We start from the raw sequence: 19,475 nt of genomic DNA on the forward strand, positions 1-19,475 counted from the left end.
TTTAGATGTTTAGAATGCTTCGAAACACCCACTGACACTGGCAATGGAAACAATTGAACTACAGTTCTATAATTTACGCCAGTGGATGTGTTAAAAAAAATAGCCAATATCGCCAATGGTCATTAATCAAGCATTTCAAAAACAGCTAAACCATTAAAGATTTAAAATCAGTTGCACCAACACCTGAGCAAAAATCCGTTCATCACCAATTCAAAGCAGTTGAGTTTGCATTGAAGATATTTGACACCGACACCATTAAAATGAAAAGAGCATGAACACAGTTACACAAAGCGCAAAAACTCAGGCTTGCATCAGCCCTGAGGTGGCAGTGAAGATTTTAAAAGAAGGAAATGAGCGCTTCATCAGTAACAAACGCGTCAACCGGGAGTTCTTAAAACAGGTTGAAGAAACCGCGGGTGGGCAGTATCCTTTTGCTGCAGTTGTCAGTTGTATTGATTCGCGTGTTCCAACCGAAGTAGTATTCGATCTGGGCATAGGGGATATTTTCAACGTGCGGGTGGCCGGCAATATTGTTAACGACGATATATTGGGCAGTCTCGAATTTGCATGCAAAATAGCTGGTGCAAAAGCCATTGTGGTAATGGGACACACTTCCTGTGGAGCCATTATGGGTGCCTGTGATGGAGCCCAGTTAGGCAACCTTACACAAATGCTCAACAAAATAAAGCCAGCTGTTGAGTTAACACCAACAATTAATGGCGAATTACGAACGTCCAAAAACACTGATTTTGTGAATAAGGTAGCTACGAAAAACGTAGAATTAACAATACAAACCATTAAAAAAAATAGTGACATTTTAAATGAAATGCACCAGTGCGGGTCAATTGCCATTGTTGGTGCCATGTACGATGTCAAAACAGGAAAAATTACCTTTAGTTAGTTATGTTCCCAGGTTGGATGCAGCTTTTTCTGAGAATAACAGTATTCAACCCTTAATTTTACCTGAGTGAGGTGGTTCGGTTTCAGACGTGATTTCGAACCACCTATTTTTTTATTACAATCTATTACCTCATTATATTTTTTGGCAGTAAAATGTAAATATTATCGCATAATTACTGACACTTTGCATTGTCGACAAAAAAATATTGCTTGCCTCGTTTGTTTTTTAAAAATTTTATTTCAAATATTTGTAAGCATAATCACAGAACAAATTATGAATTTGACATTAACACATAAAGGCTGGTGGCATCATACTTATCTTTCAACCGAGAGTTAAGGGCAACCGTCGTATCTATAAAAAAATATGAACAAAGGCTTATCGAAACTCTCGGTAAGCCTTTTTTTATTTAACAATTTTTGATCAGACCATGAAAACAATTAATTTCAATACCATAGCAACCCCCATTCCTGCGAACATAGCCGATGTTACGACACCGGTTAGTTTATTTCTGAAGCTGAGGGATGCCTACCCGAACACCACCTTACTTGAAAGTAGTGACTACCATGGAAATAGCAACTCCATGTCGTTTATCTGCTTTAAGCCGTTGTATGAGTTTATTGCTGATAAAGGCTTTGTGATGCAAGGGGAAGCGCACAAAGAATTGCAGCCAATGCCCATCGATGCAAACAACAACGTCCCGAAATTGCTCAATAGTTTTATCAAAAAACTAAAAGTGGATAACAGTCAAAGCCCCATAAAAATCAATGGCTTGTTTGGCTACTCAACATTTGATGCGGTGCAGTATTTCGACTCGCTAAAGTTTGAATCTGAACGCAAGGACGAACACGCTATACCAGAGCTGCGCTATACATTTTACAAATACATAGTGGCATTTAACCACTTTACCAACCAGCTCTATTTAATTGAGAACCTTGAAGAAAAAGAAGCATCGCAGAGCCAGCAATTAATAGAAAAATTTTATAACCGTACCATCCCTACTTTTCAGTTCAAATCCTCCAGTCAGGAGCAATCCAACTTGAGCGATGAGCAGTTCATGGCGATGGTGACAAAAGGAAAAGAACATTGTTTCAGGGGCGATGTATTCCAGATCGTTCTATCCCGACAGTTTAAGCAACAATTTACTGGTGACGAGTTTAATGTTTACCGGGCGCTGCGCAATATCAACCCTTCACCCTACCTGTTTTATTTCGACTACGGTGATTATAAAATATTCGGTTCTTCACCCGAAGCGCAACTGATTATTGACAACAATGTGGCAACCATCAACCCCATTGCCGGCACCTTTAAGCGCACCGGTGACGACGTTAAAGACCAGGAACTGGCCATTCAGCTAAGTGAAGATAAAAAGGAAAATGCCGAACATGTGATGCTGGTTGACCTGGCACGTAACGACCTGAGTCGTAATTGTGAAAAGGTAACCGTAAATACCTATAAGGAAGTGCAATTCTACTCACATGTATTGCACCTGGTGTCGGACGTAAGCGGCCAACTTAAAGATGGCTCCATCGCTACGCGCGTGATGGCCGATACCTTTCCGGCGGGTACCTTATCGGGAGCTCCCAAATACAAAGCCATGCAACTGATTGATTCCATTGAAAACCAAAACAGAGGCTATTACGGCGGTTGTATTGGCAATATTGGCATTGATGGCAGCTTCAACCAAGCCATTATGATTCGCTCCTTTCTGAGTAAAAACAATACCCTGTTTTACCAGGCCGGAGCGGGTGTGGTCAGCGAATCGAAAGAAGAAAGCGAATTGCAGGAAGTAAATAATAAACTGGGTGCGTTAAAGAAAGCCATCCGCTTAGCTGAAGAGTTTTAAATAAAAAAGAGAGTTTGAAGGCACAAAGCGTACATCCTTTTTCAGGGTGTAACCAACTAACTTCAGATAAAAAATAACCAAGCTGTTATTAGCCGGCAGCAATAAGCAAATAAGAAATGAAAATATTAGTCCTGGATAATTACGATTCATTCACCTATAACCTGGTCCATTATGTGGAAGAGATTATAGACGCTAAAGTAGACGTATTTCGTAACGACGAAATCAGCCTGGCCGATGTGGCCCAATACGACAAAATACTGCTATCGCCCGGTCCGGGCATCCCTGATGAAGCTGGTATTCTGAAGGAGGTAATCAAAACCTATGCTGCCAGTAAGAGCATATTAGGCGTTTGCCTTGGTTGCCAGGCTATTGCAGAGGTGTTTGGCGGCAGCATTCGTAACCTTAATAAAGTGTATCATGGGGTGGCAACACCGGTTACCATCATCAATAAGGCTGAATACCTTTTCAAAGGGCTGCCCGATAGCTTTAAAGCCGGGCGCTATCACAGCTGGGTGGTGAATGAAGAAGATTTACCAGCCGAACTGCTTATCACCTCCAAGGAGGCGGAAGGCCAGATAATGGGCCTGATGCATAAAGAATATGATGTGCGTGGGGTGCAGTTTCACCCTGAATCGGTTCTGACCGAGCACGGCAAACAAATGATTCGGAACTGGATAGAGCATCAGGCTAACAGCTCCCTTTAGATCCATCAACCAATGGTTCGCCTCCGGGCCAAAAATTATAACCAAGCTGCCAATAGCTAACAGCCAGCAGCTACAAGCTTTTTTCATCATGAGCATTAAACAAACCATAAAAGCACTCATCAACCACAAAACACTAACCCGGGCTAAGGCTAAAGACGTGTTGGTGAACATCGCCAAGGAGCAGTACAATCAATCAGAGGTAGTGGTCTTCTTAACAGTGTTTATGATGCGCCCCGTTACGGTTGAAGAATTGGCCGGTTTTCGTGATGCGCTGCTTGAGCTTTGCCTAAGAGTAGATTTATCAGACTACCAAACCATTGACATGTGCGGAACCGGCGGCGATGGTAAAAACACCTTTAACATTTCCACATTGGCCTCATTGGTGGTGGCTGGTACGGGTGCAAAAGTTGCCAAGCACGGTAACTACAGCGTATCCTCCTCGTGCGGCTCATCCAACGTAATGGAATACCTGGGTTACCGCTTTACCAATAACGAAAGCAAATTGAAGGAACAGCTTGATAAGGCCAACATCTGTTTCTTGCACGCTCCTCTGTTTCATCCGGCTATGAAAGTGGTGGCACCTATCCGAAAAGAGCTGGGCTTGAAAACCTTCTTCAATATGCTGGGTCCGATGGTAAACCCTTCCTTTCCTCAGCATCAGCTGGTGGGGGTGTTTAGCCTGGAGCTGGCTCGTGTTTACCAATACATCTACCAGCAAACCAACCTTAAATACAGCATTGTGCATGCACTGGATGGCTACGATGAAGTATCGCTTACCGGCGATTTTAAAGCCATCACAAACACAGGTGAACTGGTGTATTCACCAACTGATTTTAAGATGAAACAAATTCGACCAGAAGCAATATTTGGCGGTGACACAGTGGCAGAAGCAGCCAATATATTTAAAACCATAGTGGAGGGCAAAGGCTCCGAGGCACAAAACAATGTGGTGATTGCCAATGCTGCCCTGGCACTCAATTGCTACTCGCCCACAAAAGGCCTGGAACAAAACATTGAAGATGCGCGCCAATCATTACTGGATGGCAAGGCAGCCAAGGTACTATCAACCCTTATCAGTATATAAGAAACAGCCATGAATATTCTCGATAAAATAGTTGCACACAAGAAAATTGAAATTCAACAAGCTGCAAAAACTACATCGCAGGAGCAGCTGATGGACCAGCCACTCTTTAGCGAAGCCGTACCATCATTAAAGAGTTCCATTACTGATCCGAGCAAAACGGGTGTCATCACAGAGTTTAAACGCCAGTCTCCATCAAAAGGCATCATCAATGGTGATTCAACAGTTGAAGAGGTGGTAACCGGCTATGAGAAAGCCGGCTCTTCGGCCCTTTCGGTATTAACCGATCAGCAGTTCTTTGGTGGATGTAACCAGGACTTAAAAACGGCCAGAGCTCTGACGACCATCCCCATTCTACGTAAAGATTTTATTATTGATCCTTACCAGGTATACGAAGCCAAAGCGATAGGTGCCAGTGCTATTTTGCTCATAGCTGCCATTCTGGATGTCAACCAGGCCAAAGAGCTGGGTGCCCTGGCCAACTACCTGGGTATGGAAGTACTGATGGAACTGCACGCGCCCGAAGAAACTGATAAGCTCAATCCGTTTGTAGATGTAATAGGTATTAACAACCGCAACCTCAAAACCTTTGAAGTCAACCTGGAACAGTCCATTCAGCTGGCCAGTCAACTACCTGCCGACAAGCTGAAGATTTCAGAAAGTGGCATTCACTCGCCCGAAGACGTAATTTTTCTGCGAAAGAATGGATTTGATGGCTTTCTGATTGGCGAGAACTTTATGAAAACGAACAATCCGGCCGAAGCTTTTGCCCAATTCGCTAAAGCAATCACCATAAAAGCCAAGGCATAATAGCAACATCAACCAGATAAGTAGCAAAACATGAATCCATTACCTGAAATAAAAGTATGCGGCATGCGCGATAGTTCCAATATTGAGGAGCTCGTTAAGCTAAAGCCCGACTACATCGGCTTCATTTTCTACGAACAGTCGCCTCGCTATGTCCAAAAACCACCTCAGGCACAGATCGATGCTTCTATTAGGAAGGTAGGCGTTTTTGTAAATGCCAGCGAGCGTACCATCAACGAAAAACGCATTGCTTTTGGGCTCGACATCATTCAGCTACATGGCGATGAATCACCGGAACAATGCTTCATACTAAAACAATTTGGTGCACAGGTGATGAAGGTATTTCGGGTAGATGAATCCTTTGACTTTCAGGAAACCAAACGCTACCAGGACTATTGCGACTACTTTTTGTTCGACACACAAACCAAGGCGTTTGGCGGCAGCGGACAAAAGTTTAACTGGCAGCTATTGAAGAACTACAACAATGCACGTCCGGTATTTTTAAGCGGCGGCATTGGGCCCGATGATGTGGCTGACATTCAGCAACTGGAAAACATCAACCTGAAGGCCATCGATATCAACAGCAAATTTGAAATTAAACCAGCACTTAAAGATATTCCGCGACTATCTGAATTCTTTAATGCCATAAGACAAACAAAGTATGAGCAAGCAGAATAAATACCAGGCAGATGAGAAAGGCATGTATGGCCGTTTTGGAGGCGCCTACATCCCGGAGATGCTCTACCCAAATATTGAAAACCTGAAGAACGTATACAGGGATATCATTGATTCACCAGCTTTCCAGAAGGAGTACAAAGCTTTGTTGAAGGATTATGTCGGACGCCCTTCGCCACTTTATCTGGCCAAACGACTATCAGAGAAATACCAAACCAACGTGTACCTCAAACGCGAGGATCTGAACCATACCGGTGCGCACAAAATTAACAACACGGTTGGACAGATTTTGATTGCCAAGCACATGGGCAAACAACGCATCATTGCAGAAACAGGTGCCGGTCAGCATGGTGTGGCCACCGCTACCGCTTGTGCACTTATGGGGCTGCAATGTGTGGTGTACATGGGTGAAGTGGATATTAAAAGGCAAGCACCAAATGTGGCACGCATGAAGATGCTGGGCGCCGAAGTAAAGGCAGCTACCTCTGGCAGCAAAACGCTGAAAGATGCCACCAACGAGGCATTGCGCGACTGGATATGCAACCCCGAGGACACCTTTTACCTCATTGGGTCGGTAGTAGGACCTCATCCTTATCCCGATATGGTGGCACGCCTGCAAGCTATTATCAGTGAAGAGATAAAGCTGCAAATCAGCGAAAAAACCAGCAAGGATTATCCTGATTATGTGATTGCCTGCGTGGGTGGTGGCAGCAATGCCGCCGGCTCGTTCTACCATTTTCTGGACGATGAACGGGTGAAACTAGTGGCAGTAGAAGCTTCCGGCATGGGCGTTGACTCAGGTCAAACAGCAGCCACCATCGCGCTGGGAGATATGGGCATTATTCACGGCAGTAAAACCTTCCTGATGCAGAGTGCAGATGGACAGATCACTGAGCCCTATTCTATCTCGGCAGGATTGGATTACCCGGGCATTGGCCCACAGCATGCACATTTGTTTGATACCGGCCGAGCACAATTTCTTGCGGCCACCGATAAAGAGGCCCTGGATGCCGCCCTGCAGTTAACACAGCTCGAAGGCATTATTCCGGCCCTGGAATCGGCCCATGCACTGGCAGCACTCGAAAAAATGCAGTTTACAAAAGACGATGCCGTGGTGATTACCCTCTCGGGAAGAGGTGATAAAGACATGGCTACTTACATGGAACGCTTTGGTTTTTAGTTTAACCAGCCAAATAAGTTGATTATGATGAACAGACTTAATAAACTCTTTGCGAGTCAAAAAAATATCTGCTCGGTGTATTATACAGCCGGCTACCCAAATATCAATGACACCATGCCAGTGCTGGAAGCCTTGCAAGAGGGAGGCGCCGACCTGGTAGAAATTGGCATGCCATTTTCAGACCCATTGGCCGATGGACCAACCATTCAGGCCAGCAGTGAACAGGCATTGGATAATGGCATGAGCATTCAGTTACTGTTTGAACAATTACAGACAATGCGCCAAAACATTACAATACCGGTTGTGTTAATGGGCTATTTTAATCCGGTTTTTAAATATGGTGTTGAGAAGTTCATTTCCAAATGCCGTGAAGTTGGTGTGGATGGCGTCATCATTCCCGATCTGCCCTTCGACGAATACCGTGAGCTCTATGAAAGCCTATTCAATGAGGCGGCTATCTCCAATATTTTTCTCATTACACCACAGACATCGAATGAACGTATCGGCTTAATTGATGCCCACAGCAGAAGTTTTATCTATGTGGTGTCATCGGCATCGGTGACCGGCGCCAAACAGAATGTACAGCAAAACCAAATCGACTATTTCAACCGGGTGAACAACTTAGGCTTGAAGAGCCCACGGCTGATTGGTTTTGGCATTGGCAGTCGAGACACCTTTGAAACAGCCTGCCAGCATGCCTCAGGAGCCATCATCGGCAGTGCCTTTGTGAAACTGCTCGATGAACACGGTGCCGACAAACAACAGATTAAGGCTTTTATTAACACGATTAAGAATAAATAAAGTCCGAGGTCCGAAGCGCAATGTCCGACGACTATTTTTCATTTCAACAAATTACCAACTAAACATTCAACATTAGCATGCAAAACACCGCCATCATACGCATCCATTGCCCCGACCAAAAAGGCATCGTAGCCAATGTTACTGATTTTATTAACCGACATAATGGAAATATTCTGTACCTCGACCAACACACCGACCGGTCTGAACAGCGTTTTTTTATGCGCATTGAATGGGACCTCGATGGATTTGCCATCACAGCTGATGAGCTGAGACAGGCATTTGAAATATCCATAGCCAACCCCATGCAAATGGTGTGGACTTTAAACTTTTCATCGCAAATACCCCGCATGGCTGTTTTTGTGTCGAGAGCATCTCATTGTTTGTACGACTTACTGGCCCGTTATAGTGCTGGCGAGCTGAATGTGGAAATACCGCTCATTATCAGTAACCATAAGGATTTGGAACAGGTAGCCAAACAGTTTAACATTCCCTATTTTCATCTGCCTGTTACAAAAAACAATAAAGAAGAGATTGAGGAAGAGCAGATTAGCTTGTGCAAAAAATATCAGGTGGACTTCATCGTATTGGCCCGTTACATGCAAATTTTATCGCCTGGATTCAATGCACTTTATCCAAACCGTATCATCAACATTCATCACTCCTTCCTGCCTGCCTTTGCAGGTGCCAAACCCTACCATGCCGCCCATTCACGTGGTGTCAAATTGATTGGGGCAACGGGTCACTACGTCACCTCAGACCTGGACGCCGGACCAATAATAGAACAGGAAGTAATCAAAATATCGCACCACGATACAGTACATAGTCTGGTACAAAAAGGTAAAAATGTAGAGAAAATAGTGTTGTCAAGGGCAGTTCAGGCACATATCGACCGTAAAACATTGGTATATAAAAACAAAACCATCATATTCGCCTAAGGTATCAACCTGTGTAGGCCTTAAATAGTGAGTTCACTACTCAAATAAATTAGGACGATTCGATGAATAAAATGGAAGAATAACGGACTATTTTGACATATTTTAGAAGAAGAAGTTTGCAGTTTATAAGTGGTTTGCAATAGCTTTGCTAAAAATGCGATATACAACGTTAAACTTTAGCGCAACAGCACGCTTTTCTTCCAGGTTTTCAGCCTGTAAATCCATTTTTTATTGCAAACTAATTTTAGAAATAAAATCATACTTAGGTCAATATTTATAAACTAAAAAAATGAACCCCATGAAACAGTTACTGACACTATTAGCTATTGCATTTATAAGTCTGTCGAGCTGCGCGCAACAAGCAGATGACCGTGGTTACCTTGTTAAGGTTGGCGACATGGCCCCCGATTTTGAAATGACATTAACCGATGGGTCAACCGTTAAACTGTCGGATCTGCGTGGGCATGTAGTGATGCTGCAGTTTACTGCCAGCTGGTGTGGGGTGTGCCGTAAAGAGATGCCACACATAGAAAAAGAAATATGGCTGCCCTACAAAGACAAAGGTCTGAAAGTATTTGGTGTGGACCGCGATGAACCTAAAGCAAAAGCTCTGGAAATGATTGAAGCAACTGGCATCACCTACCCAATGGGTCTGGATGATAATGCTGACATATTTGGATTGTATGCCGACAAAAAGTCTGGTGTTACGCGCAATGTCCTCATCAACAAAGAAGGTAAAATCATTTTTCTGACGCGCTTATTTAATACAGAAGAGTTTGCTGAGCTGGTTAAGAGAATTGGGGAGGAAGTGAAATAAGTCCAAAGCTCAAGGTCCTTGGTCCGAAGAAAACACAACCATAAATAACCATTAATGAAAACATTCAGAGAACTTCTCGTATGGCAAAAATCAATGGATTTTGTCACTGAAGCATATAATGTAACAGCCGGCTTTCCTGATGATGAGAAATTTGGCTTAACCAATCAGCTAAGAAGAGCCTCCGTTTCTATTCCTTCTAACATTGCCGAAGGTTTTGGCAGAAAATCAGATGGAGACTTTTCACGATTTCTGTCCATTGCATTAGGTTCCAGTTTCGAGGTACAAACACAATTGGAAATTGCTAAAAATGTGGACCTTTGAAGTGCGGAAGACTTGAACAGATTAATAGCTGAATTAGAAGAAATTGCACGAATGATTAAAGGTCTAAAATCTAAATTATAAGAACATGAATATAAGCTCGAGAAACTCTGATACTTTTTCTTCGGACTCCGGACTTCGGGCGTCGGACTCTCAAAAAATCATCATCATCAAATACAACGCCGGTAATATTAGGTCAGTTAATAACGCTTTGCTGCGCTTAGGTTACGAAGCGGAGATAACGGCTGATCCAGAGCAAATTCAACAAGCTGATAAAGTCATATTTCCTGGCGTTGGTGAGGCCAGTACAACCATGGCTTACCTACGCGAAACGGGACTGGATAAAGTGATAATCAACCTGAAAAAGCCAGTTTTAGGGATTTGCTTAGGCATGCAACTCATGTGCAGCCATTCAGAGGAAGGAAATGTGGACTGCTTAAACATCTTTGATGAAAAGGTAAGAAAGTTTCAGCTACCCGAACCAAATGTGGAAAACATTAAAATCCCACATATGGGTTGGAATCAAATAACGGAGGTGAAAGCACCGCTTTTTGATGCATCCTTGGAGGGGGAGTACGTCTATTTCGTGCATAGCTATTATGTGGCAATTGGCGAGGATACAGCTTCTGCAACAGACTATATCCTACCCTACAGTTCCGCCTTGCAAAAGGATAACTTTTACGCCACTCAATTCCATCCCGAAAAAAGCGGTTCAGTGGGAGAGCGTATTCTGGAAAACTTTTTAAAACTATAATACTTCATGGGGAAAATAGATATTATACCGGCCATTGACATTATCGATGGCAAATGTGTGCGACTCAGTCAGGGCGATTACAACAGCAAAAAAGTATATAGCGAAGACCCTTTGGAAGTTGCCAAAGAGTTTGAAGACCATGGCATCAAACGGCTTCACCTGGTGGATTTGGATGGCGCTAAAGCTGGTCGCATCATCAACTATCAGGTGCTTGAGCACATTGCCTGTAAAACCAACCTGATCATTGATTTTGGCGGTGGATTAAAGCGGTCGGAAGATCTACACATTGCCTTCGAATCAGGAGCAAAAATGGTGACAGGTGGCTCCATCGCGGTTAAGAATCCCGAAGAGTTTGAGAGCTGGATAGAGCAATATGGCTCAGAGAAAATCATTCTGGGTGCCGATGCCAAAGACAAGAAAATTGCTGTAACCGGCTGGCTCGAAGAAACCGATGAGGAGTTGATTCCATTTATCAAAGATTACACACAAAAAGGTATCCATAAAGTGATCTGTACCGACATCAGCAAAGACGGAATGCTGCAGGGGCCTGCCATCGAATTGTATCAAGAAATTCTCAGCGAACTGCCCCAATTATATTTGGTAGCCAGCGGTGGGGTTAGTGGCATTGAGGATATTGAGAAGCTGGCAGAAGCCCAAATCCCTGCTGTTATATTCGGCAAAGCAATTTATGAAGGAAAGATTCAGCTTAAGGAGTTAGAGAGATTTATTTTATAGTCAGCAGACAGTAGCTGAAGGTCAGTAGTTAAACCCTAATTAAATTCAAACATGAAAACATTTAGAGAGTTATTAGTTTGGCAAAAATCAATGGACTTATCGGTTGAGATTTATCATCTGACCAACTCTTTTCCCAAATCAGAAGAGTATGGGCTGTCTTCTCAAGTAAGAAGAAGTTCCGTTTCTATTCCTTCAAATATTGCTGAAGGATATGGAAGAAATCACACAAAAGACTTTGTCAGATTTCTGCAGATAGCTCAAGGATCGGCTTATGAATGTCAGACTCAACTTGAAATAGCTTATCGTGTTAACTACCTAATAAAAGATGATTTCGACAATATCGATGCAAGATTCACAGAACTTGCAAAAATGTTATCATCACTAATACGTAAAGTGAAAGAGTCTGCCACCAGATAATCAACCATCTACTGACTACTGACCAATAAACTAATTAACTATTAAAAAACCATGCTAGCAAAACGAATTATTCCATGCCTCGATATTAAAAATGGCCAAACGGTTAAAGGGGTTAAGTTTGTTGAAATAAAAGAAGTGGGCGACCCGGTTGAGCTGGCCGCCTTATATGCCGAACAAGGGGCAGACGAACTGGTGTTTTTGGATATTACAGCCAGTCATGAAGGTCGTAAAACCTTTGTGGACCTCGTTAAGCGCATTGCCCGTAATATCAACATTCCCTTTACTGTAGGTGGTGGCATAAGCGAACTCAGTGATGCTGATGCGCTTCTTAATGCCGGAGCCGATAAAATATCGGTCAACTCATCAGCCGTTCGCAATCCACAATTAATTAACGATTTAGCGCAGAATTTTGGCAGCCAGTTTGTGGTAGCCGCCATCGATGCCAAGCACCAGCAAGGCGATGATTGGGTGGTAACAGTCAATGGGGGCCGCATCCCTACCGAAAAGATGCTTTTCCCTTGGGCTAAGGAGTGTGAAGAGCGCGGTGCAGGAGAAATACTCTTTACCAGCATGGACCACGATGGCGTAAAACAAGGCTTTGCCAATAAGGCCCTTGCTAAGTTGAGCGATAACCTAAACATTCCAATCATTGCTTCGGGTGGCGCAGGCAAAATGGAACACTTTAAGGATGTATTCACCGTTGGTAAAGCCGACGCAGGATTAGCCGCAAGCATCTTTCATTTTAAGGAGATTGGCATTCCGGAACTGAAAACTTACCTGAATAATGAACAAATTCCAATAAGATTATAATAACCACAAAAATACCATGATGACAATTAACTTCGATAAACTGGGAAATGGCCTCGTACCTGCCATCATACAGGATAACACCAGCAATAAAGTACTGATGTTGGGCTTTATGAACGAAGAAGCCTACGAAAAAACAAAAGCAGAACGAAAAGTCACCTTCTATTCGCGCACAAAAGAACGCTTGTGGACCAAAGGTGAAGAGTCTGGTAACTTTTTGAATGTGGTCTCAATGGCTATCGATTGCGATAACGATACCTTACTCATTAAAGTGAACCCGGTTGGTCCGGTTTGTCATAAGGGAACCGACACCTGCTGGGGCGAAGAGAATACCAGCGAAGACGTAATGTTCTTAAAAACCTTACAGGATTTTATAGACAAGCGAAAAGAAGAAATGCCCGAGGGGTCGTACACAACTAAACTATTCACCAAAGGAGTGCGAACCATTACTCAAAAGGTGGGTGAGGAAGCCATTGAAACCGTTATTGGCGCCATGGCCAACGACGATGAGAACTTCTTGTACGAAGGGGCCGATTTGCTTTACCACCTCATTGTACTTCTAACCCACAAAGGCTACCGCATTGAAGATTTAGCCCGCGAACTAAAGAGCCGACATAAATAATAGCAATGCAGCCGGAAAGCATTATCAATAAATATTACACAAAAGGTAGCCCTCTATGGGTTACCTTAACCGAACACAGTAAAGCCGTTCGGGATAAGGCACTCGACATTGTCTCGAACCATCCCGAATTGGAAGCCGATGCTCAGTTTGTGGCTGAAGCGGCCATGTTACACGACATTGGCATCTACCTGACCAATGCGCCCGATCTGCACTGTCACGGCAGTTATCCATACATCTGCCATGGCTACCTTGGGCACGACCTGCTGAAAAAAGAAGGCTACCCGGTGCATGCCTTGGTATGCGAGCGACATACAGGAACAGGATTATCTGTTGATGACATCAAAAACCAGCAGCTGCCAATCCCCCATCGCAACATGCAACCCATAAGTATTGAAGAACAGATTATCTGCTTCGCCGATAAATTCTATAGCAAAAGTCGCTCATTAACAGAAGCTAAAACCACTGATAGAATTATTAAATCAATGCGCAAGCATGGCGAGCACCAAGTCAGACAATTTGAAAAATGGTGCGACTTGTTTTTGTAATATTTAGACGATAAACCTAAAATTCTCCTGGAACCAATTGCCAATAATGGGAATAATAGTAAAACGTCCCTGAATAGCACCAATAATACCAATTAGCCACAATACCAACACAACAACCCCAACTGCATTGCCCAACCACCCCAGCGCAATGCTTGCTAACAGAATTTTCACAAAAGAAGCGACAAAAAACAGAATTAGCATGCCAAACGATTGGCGCAGATGAAACAGGGCTAACTCACTTTTGGGCTCTTCATTTTGCCTAATAATTAAGGCGATTGCCCATCCTACAATGGTGATGTAACTAACTGTTGATATCAGTCGGCTTTGGTCATTCATTCGATTTATGCTTTAATAGTTCTGTACCAAAGTACAACTTTTTGCAATATTCTAACATGCACATATTGCACTTATAAATGATTCTCAGCATATTTGTGTCAGTATGATGACAATGAGCTACATATCCAATAATCCGACCGGTAGCGTCTGCTACAACTTCTAAGACAGGTCGTCTCATTGTATCCAATCATTTCATTTTTATTTAATCAATTTAACTAAGGAGGATTTTACCATGATGACACTAGCTGTTTATCCTGTATCGGTGCGTGTTCGCACATCTGTTTTTGCTTGTTCAAATTCTATCAAGCACCACACACTTCATTCAAAAATTAGGTTAAAACAGAAATTAAAACGTGATGACTAAACAAAATAGAACTATCTTTTTACAAAAGATTAAACCCAAACACTTGAGCAGGATATGGCATGATTTTAAGGAAGCCCTGGCCGGTTCATCACAGGATTACACCCAAATTCCTTTGAGCAGGGCGGTATTCTTATTAGCCATTCCAATGGTACTGGAAATGGTAATGGAATCGGTATTTGCTGTGGCCGATATATACTTTGTTGGCCGCATGGGCGCCGATGCTGTTGCAACCGTTGGTATCACCGAAAGCGTTCTAACCATCGTATATGCCATTGCCTTTGGATTAAGCATGGCCACTACAGCCTTGGTATCGCGTCGCATTGGTGAAAAAAACAAAGTTGAGGCGGCAAAAGAAGGCATGCAAGCCATTATTGCCGGTTCAATTATTTCACTGCTTATTGCTGTTCCTGGCGTATTATTTGCAAAAGACTTGCTGCAATTGATGGGCGCTTCACCTGCCATAATCAACGAATTGTCTGCCTACACCTCCATCATGTTTGGTGGCAACTTGGTAATCATGCTGCTTTTTATCAACAATGCCATCTTTCGTGGAGCTGGCGATGCCGCAATAGCCATGCGCGTATTATGGATGGCCAACGGCCTGAACATTCTTCTTGACCCCTTGCTAATTTTTGGCATTGGTCCCTTTCCTGAATTAGGCATTGCCGGTGCAGCCATTGCCACTAATATTGGTCGTGGCCTAGCTGTGGCCTACCAGTTTTATGTACTTTGGAAAGGCAATGGCAGAATCAGCTTTAGAGGCCTCCCAATTCATATTGACTGGCAACGCATTACTAAGCTCATCAAAATATCGCTCGGCGGCATCGCCCAATCATTAATAGCCACATCCAGCTGGATATTTCTGGTGCGCATTATTTCCAACTTTGGGAGCGAAGTATTAGCCGGCTATACGATTGGGATTCGTATCATCTTATTTTCGCTATTGCCATCATGGGGATTGAGTAACGCCGCAGCCACGCTGGTTGGACAGAATTTGGGTGCTCAGGAACCCGGCCGGGCCGAGAAAGCTGTTTGGGGGGTAGCGCGGATTAACCTCGTATTTTTAGGCGCATTAAGTATTCTGTTCATCATCTACCCACACTGGTTTGTTGGGCTGTTCACTAGCGATGAAACAGTGCTGCAAGCCGGTATTCAATGTTTGCGCATCATCTCTTATGGGTTTGCTTTTTACGGCATTGGCATGGTAATGACACAGGCCTTCAACGGAGCTGGCGATACCAGAACGCCAACACGCATTAACATTGTTGCCTTTTGGATGATTGAGATTCCACTGGCCTATTTACTGGCCGTGCAATGGGGTTTTCAACAAGAAGGTGCTTTTTATGCCATCATCATCGCTGAAAGCTGCATGACCCTTTTAGCCGCCTGGCTATTCAAAAAAGGCAGATGGAAAAAAGAAGCCGTCTAAGTGCTTCAACAGGATATTTGGTAAATACTGCCAAATATCCTGTTATCATCTCACTGTGTTTTATAGCTTTGAGGCTATAAACCTGTTTTATTCAAATCACATTGTATGAAAAAATATTTGTTTCTGCTGTTAACCACTCTGATAGTAACAGCGTGTCAACAGCAAGCTGGCACAAACCAGCAAACCGAAGTGGCTAACATTACCGAAGCTACAATTAAAACGACTACGGCAGCGATTGAAAAATTACACCCAAATGCCAATGCAGATATGATCAATCGTGGCGTTAAACATGCCGCCTCCCTCTGGCGAAATGTGGATGGCTCTGAAAATGATTTTCAGCAATTCTGCGAAAAGCATTTTATTGCTGATGCTTCACAAAAAGAACTGATGTTTGAAAAAGTGAGTCGCAACCTGGAAGTTTTATTTGGCCACTTCAATAAAATTGCACTCGATCTGCAGCGTCCGCTCCACGAACCCCTAGGTGACATCATTGACATTGACAAAGCATTTGGCGGATACAGTCCTGGCTCGCACCTAATCGAAGACTTTTACCGCAACAAACTGGCCTTTAACATTGCGTTAAATTTCCCATACTATTCCCTATCCGAAAAAGAACAAAACGCAGCTAACTGGAGTCGAAAAGAGTGGGCCTATGCCCGAATGGGAGACGTATTTACAGCACGTATTCCGGCCGAAATTCTGCAAAACGTATCAGAAGTTGGTTCTGCATCTGAAATGTATATCGCCAATTACAACATTTACATGGGTAAGCTGGTTGATGAAAAAATGCAAACCTACTTCCCCGAAGACATGGTGCTGCTATCACACTGGAACTTACGTGATGAAATCAAATCACATTATAGCAAAGGGGCAGATGGGGTGCAACTGCAAGGCATGGTATACGAGGTAATGAAGCGCATCATCGATCAAACCATTCCGAAAGATGTCATCAACAGTGGTGCCTACCAGTGGAATCCTTATACGAATGCGGTTTATAAAGAAGGTCAGGCGGTGGAACTTGCCAGCGAAAACAACGATCGCTACCAGCAAATCATCAACAATTTTCACGCCATGCGCCAAATGGATGCCTACACGCCATTGAACACTGCTGTGAAGCGGGCTTTTGAAGGAGGCATGGAAATAACGCAGACCGATGCTGAGCAACTGTTTGTAGAGTTCATGTCGTCGGATGCCTTGAAGCAGGTAGGCGAATTAATCAAACAGCGACTGGGGCGCGACTTGCAACCATGGGATATTTGGTACGATGGATTCAAGGCCAGGAGCTCAATAAACGAGGATGCGCTAAACAAAATTACCCGCTCACGCTACCCAAATGCCAAAGCATTGGATGACGACTTGGCCAATTTATTGGTGAAACTTGGCTTTACAACGGAAAAAGCTGAATTCCTGGCTGACCGCATTGATGTGGATCCGGCGCGTGGTTCAGGACATGCCTGGGGTGCATCCATGAAAGGAGAAACGGCACACCTACGCACGCGGATTCCTGAGAATGGAATGGATTACAAAGGGTATAACATTGCTATCCATGAGTTTGGCCACAATGTGGAGCAAACCATTTCACTGTACGATGTAGATTATTACATGCTTAATGGCGTTCCAAATACAGCATTTACCGAAGCACTTGCGTTTATCTTCCAAAAGCGCGATTTGGAGCTGCTTGACATGAAGAATGACAATCCGTCTAAAGAAGCCTTACAAACCTTGGATAATTTCTGGTCGACTTACGAAATTATGGGCGTATCGCTGTTGGACCAACGCATGTGGAAGTGGTTATACAACCATCCTGAAGCAACAGCCGACGAGCTTAAAGTGGCCGTGCAAAATATCGCTATTGAAATCTGGAATGAGTTTTATGCCCCTGTTTTTGGTGTGGAGGACCAACCAATATTAGCCATCTATTCGCACATGATTAATAGTCCAATCTATCTATCAAACTATGCATTCGGTCATTTGATTCAATTCCAGGTAGAGGAATACCTGAAAACGGCAGACTTTGCCCCCGAAGTAGAACGCTTATTTAAAATAGGTTCAATTACGCCAAATGCCTGGATGCAAACTGGCCTTGGCGAGGACATCTCGATCGTTTCTATGATAGAAGCTGCCAGAAAAGCCGCTGAGCAGGTCAGTAAGTAGTGAAAAAATTGACCAACTAAAAAAAGGTAAGCCAAAAGCTTACCTTTTTTAGGGTTTAATAAAATGTACGATTAATCAATCGCTAACTCAATCATCTTCTGGAGTTTTTTACGACCAAAGAATATCCGGCTTTTCACCGTTCCAATGGGCATATGCAACTGCTCTGCAATTTCTTTGTACTTGTAGCCTTCCATGTGCATGGTTAAGGGCTGTTTAAACTCGCCTTCCAACTTATTCATTTGCGAGTAAATCTCTCCGGTGTAATGAATAACATCAGGGGTATCGTCCGTGTAATACTTATTCGACAGGTAATTGACTTCATCAACCAACATGGGTGCCTGACGCATTTTATACTTACGCCGGTAGTTGTTAATAAATGAATTACGCATGATGGTATGCATCCATGCCGAAAAATTGGTGTTCATCACAAACTTTTCCCTGGATGACAGGGCTCTGAAGTTTGTTTCCTGAACGAGGTCATGGGCATCTTCCTCGTTAGCTGTTAATGTTAGGGCATAGCTAAACATTTTTTGTTGAAGCCCCAATAATCGATGGTTGAATTGTTCTGCGGTCATCTTTTAGGGTATTTTTTTTGTTTAACATTTTCTATTTCCTTCAACACAACTGTTCGGGTGTTTAACAATCAATATTTCTGGAAACAGCTATAATTTAATTAAAAACATTCACTAATACAACTGTAAGTCAGTACCGCGAGCCTTTTGCTCTATTGCGGTATTTAATTACCTGATTACTTCGTAAAGATGAACAAAATCAAACTAACTTCCAAATTTGTTTAAAGATTTCGCAGCTCAATTAATCATATCTTCCACCTAACAACTCTTTACAAAACATAGCTAAGCAACTTATAGTCAATGCACAAAGAATTCAACTTGGTTTTTTAATTTTTTTTCACATTTATTGGAAATATTTTATGGCCCTTGTTGGTTGTATATAGTGTTGGCAAAAACACGATAAAAGTCGTGTTTTACACCAATCAAATTAAGTAATTTGCTTAACCACAAAAAATGTTCCTGATATGCACATTATCAAAAGAGTGTATCGATTTTACCTTGACGGGTTCAGAAACTTATCGCCTTATGCCAGAACGCTCTGGATAATCATCCTCGTCAAGTTATTTATAATGTTTGCAGTTTTGCGCTTATTCTTCTTCCGCGACACCTTAAAGAACAGGTATGCAACCGATGAAGAACGAGCTAACCATGTAATCGAAGAACTTATTAGTCAATAAT

21 protein-coding genes and 1 pseudogene are annotated in these 19,475 nt (G+C 43.1%); 20 read left to right on the top strand and 2 right to left on the bottom strand.

All coding sequences use genetic code 11. From position 1 onward, the window contains the following. Positions 1–271 precede the first annotated feature (271 nt). From ACSX1H_RS00705 to ACSX1H_RS00785, 17 genes and pseudogenes are all read left to right on the top strand, one after another. Positions 272–901, top strand: coding sequence for a carbonic anhydrase family protein (locus tag ACSX1H_RS00705; protein ID WP_439181600.1), 630 nt, complete (start codon positions 272–274; stop codon positions 899–901). A 427-nt stretch (positions 902–1,328) separates the two neighbouring features. Then, complete coding sequence (locus ACSX1H_RS00710) at positions 1,329–2,744, top strand: anthranilate synthase component I family protein (RefSeq protein ID WP_439181601.1); 1,416 nt, start codon at positions 1,329–1,331, stop codon at positions 2,742–2,744. A 116-nt stretch (positions 2,745–2,860) separates the two neighbouring features. After that, on the top strand, positions 2,861–3,448 hold the full coding sequence (locus ACSX1H_RS00715) for an anthranilate synthase component II (protein ID WP_439181602.1): 588 nt from the start codon (positions 2,861–2,863) through the stop codon (positions 3,446–3,448). 88 nt (positions 3,449–3,536) lie between these two features. After that, positions 3,537–4,532, top strand: a complete 996-nt coding sequence (trpD, locus tag ACSX1H_RS00720; RefSeq protein WP_439181603.1) for an anthranilate phosphoribosyltransferase — start codon at positions 3,537–3,539, stop codon at positions 4,530–4,532. A 9-nt stretch (positions 4,533–4,541) separates the two neighbouring features. Then, entirely contained in the window at positions 4,542–5,339 is a 798-nt protein-coding gene (gene trpC, locus ACSX1H_RS00725) for an indole-3-glycerol phosphate synthase TrpC (protein WP_439181604.1), read from the top strand. A gap of 30 nt (positions 5,340–5,369) precedes the next feature. Then, positions 5,370–6,014 carry a phosphoribosylanthranilate isomerase gene (locus ACSX1H_RS00730; protein WP_439181605.1) on the top strand — a complete coding sequence of 215 codons (645 nt, stop codon included), beginning with the start codon at positions 5,370–5,372 and terminating at the stop codon, positions 6,012–6,014. Next, positions 5,998–7,191, top strand: coding sequence for a tryptophan synthase subunit beta (gene trpB, locus ACSX1H_RS00735; protein ID WP_439181606.1), 1,194 nt, complete (start codon positions 5,998–6,000; stop codon positions 7,189–7,191). Before ACSX1H_RS00730 ends, trpB begins: the two co-directional genes overlap by 17 nt. A 24-nt stretch (positions 7,192–7,215) precedes the next feature. Then, the gene (trpA, locus tag ACSX1H_RS00740; protein ID WP_439181607.1) at positions 7,216–7,992 is read left to right on the top strand and encodes a tryptophan synthase subunit alpha; all 777 of its coding nucleotides are present in this window, start codon (positions 7,216–7,218) and stop codon (positions 7,990–7,992) included. A 77-nt stretch (positions 7,993–8,069) separates the two neighbouring features. After that, positions 8,070–8,927, top strand: coding sequence for a formyltetrahydrofolate deformylase (purU, locus tag ACSX1H_RS00745; protein ID WP_439181608.1), 858 nt, complete (start codon positions 8,070–8,072; stop codon positions 8,925–8,927). A 298-nt stretch (positions 8,928–9,225) separates the two neighbouring features. Continuing rightward, positions 9,226–9,744, top strand: coding sequence for a TlpA family protein disulfide reductase (locus ACSX1H_RS00750; protein ID WP_439181609.1), 519 nt, complete (start codon positions 9,226–9,228; stop codon positions 9,742–9,744). A gap of 54 nt (positions 9,745–9,798) precedes the next feature. Beyond that, positions 9,799–10,065, top strand: a complete 267-nt coding sequence (locus tag ACSX1H_RS00755; RefSeq protein WP_439181610.1) for a four helix bundle protein — start codon at positions 9,799–9,801, stop codon at positions 10,063–10,065. A gap of 85 nt (positions 10,066–10,150) precedes the next feature. Continuing rightward, the gene (gene hisH, locus ACSX1H_RS00760; protein WP_439181611.1) at positions 10,151–10,816 is read left to right on the top strand and encodes an imidazole glycerol phosphate synthase subunit HisH; all 666 of its coding nucleotides are present in this window, start codon (positions 10,151–10,153) and stop codon (positions 10,814–10,816) included. Between the two features lie 6 nt (positions 10,817–10,822). Then, positions 10,823–11,551 carry a 1-(5-phosphoribosyl)-5-[(5-phosphoribosylamino)methylideneamino]imidazole-4-carboxamide isomerase gene (gene hisA, locus ACSX1H_RS00765; RefSeq protein WP_439181612.1) on the top strand — a complete coding sequence of 243 codons (729 nt, stop codon included), beginning with the start codon at positions 10,823–10,825 and terminating at the stop codon, positions 11,549–11,551. 51 nt (positions 11,552–11,602) lie between these two features. Then, positions 11,603–11,968: a four helix bundle protein gene (locus ACSX1H_RS00770; protein WP_439181613.1), complete on the top strand. Its 366-nt coding sequence runs from the start codon at positions 11,603–11,605 to the stop codon at positions 11,966–11,968. 51 nt (positions 11,969–12,019) lie between these two features. Further along, complete coding sequence (gene hisF, locus ACSX1H_RS00775; RefSeq protein WP_439181614.1) at positions 12,020–12,778, top strand: imidazole glycerol phosphate synthase subunit HisF; 759 nt, start codon at positions 12,020–12,022, stop codon at positions 12,776–12,778. 13 nt (positions 12,779–12,791) lie between these two features. Then, positions 12,792–13,397, top strand: a pseudogene (gene hisIE, locus ACSX1H_RS00780) (bifunctional phosphoribosyl-AMP cyclohydrolase/phosphoribosyl-ATP diphosphatase HisIE); the annotation flags it as partial. A gap of 5 nt (positions 13,398–13,402) precedes the next feature. Next, the gene (locus ACSX1H_RS00785; RefSeq protein ID WP_439181615.1) at positions 13,403–13,942 is read left to right on the top strand and encodes an HD domain-containing protein; all 540 of its coding nucleotides are present in this window, start codon (positions 13,403–13,405) and stop codon (positions 13,940–13,942) included. A gap of 3 nt (positions 13,943–13,945) precedes the next feature. Here the strand turns inward: ACSX1H_RS00785 and ACSX1H_RS00790 are convergent, their stop codons facing one another. After that, positions 13,946–14,278, bottom strand: coding sequence for a hypothetical protein (locus tag ACSX1H_RS00790; RefSeq protein ID WP_439181616.1), 333 nt, complete (start codon positions 14,276–14,278; stop codon positions 13,946–13,948). 407 nt (positions 14,279–14,685) lie between these two features. Between ACSX1H_RS00790 and ACSX1H_RS00795 the strand changes: the two genes are divergently transcribed. Both ACSX1H_RS00795 and ACSX1H_RS00800 read left to right on the top strand, forming a co-directional pair. Beyond that, the gene (locus tag ACSX1H_RS00795) at positions 14,686–16,071 is read left to right on the top strand and encodes an MATE family efflux transporter (RefSeq protein ID WP_439181617.1); all 1,386 of its coding nucleotides are present in this window, start codon (positions 14,686–14,688) and stop codon (positions 16,069–16,071) included. Between the two features lie 105 nt (positions 16,072–16,176). Further along, entirely contained in the window at positions 16,177–18,225 is a 2,049-nt protein-coding gene (locus ACSX1H_RS00800; RefSeq protein WP_439181618.1) for a hypothetical protein, read from the top strand. A 71-nt stretch (positions 18,226–18,296) separates the two neighbouring features. On the opposite strand, the gene ACSX1H_RS00805 is transcribed toward ACSX1H_RS00800, so the two are convergent. Further along, positions 18,297–18,800 carry a sigma-70 family RNA polymerase sigma factor gene (locus tag ACSX1H_RS00805; protein ID WP_439181619.1) on the bottom strand — a complete coding sequence of 168 codons (504 nt, stop codon included), beginning with the start codon at positions 18,798–18,800 and terminating at the stop codon, positions 18,297–18,299. Between the two features lie 461 nt (positions 18,801–19,261). On the opposite strand from ACSX1H_RS00805, the gene ACSX1H_RS00810 reads away from it, so the two are divergent. Continuing rightward, a complete protein-coding gene (locus ACSX1H_RS00810; RefSeq protein ID WP_439181620.1) occupies positions 19,262–19,474 on the top strand; it encodes a DUF4492 domain-containing protein in 213 nt (70 codons plus the stop codon). Position 19,475 lies beyond the last annotated feature (1 nt).

Source organism: Carboxylicivirga taeanensis (assembly GCF_051851475.1).
Classification (GTDB): Bacteria; Bacteroidota; Bacteroidia; order Bacteroidales; family Marinilabiliaceae; genus Carboxylicivirga; species Carboxylicivirga taeanensis.